Origin of the sequence: Bacillus cereus group sp. N31, assembly GCF_016483245.1 — a bacterium.
In the GTDB taxonomy this organism is placed as follows: Bacteria; Bacillota; Bacilli; order Bacillales; family Bacillaceae_G; genus Bacillus_A; species Bacillus_A toyonensis.
In genome coordinates, this window is the sequence record NZ_JAEHCH010000101.1 from 1 (window position 1) to 291 (window position 291).

The window sequence follows — 291 nt, forward strand, 5'->3', positions numbered from 1 at the left end:
TTTTTTTCTCATCATTAAATACACCGACTGGATCAAATTGTTCCTTATATAAATCAAGTACCGAACCCGAATGCTTTGTTTCTTGTAATCCTTTTTGCACATGCTTTAAAATCGCCTCGTTAAAACTGGAAGGACTAGGATTAGCGTATACAATTATTACATTCACTACAAAACAACTCCCTCTATAGTTAAATTTTCCCCTTCTTTAACATCTTCTATACAATTTGTACGTTTTTCGAACTTTGTTATTAACGGTTTAATACGGTTAGTAACTCTTCCTTGTCTAAATCT

Annotated in this window: 1 protein-coding gene; it reads right to left on the minus strand. The window is 32.3% G+C overall.

All coding sequences use genetic code 11. The features are described 5' to 3' along the window. Positions 1–166: NAD(P)H-dependent oxidoreductase (locus JDS81_RS29965; RefSeq protein WP_199688703.1), on the minus strand; the 166-nt coding region annotated here is incomplete at its 3' end. Positions 167–291 lie beyond the last annotated feature (125 nt).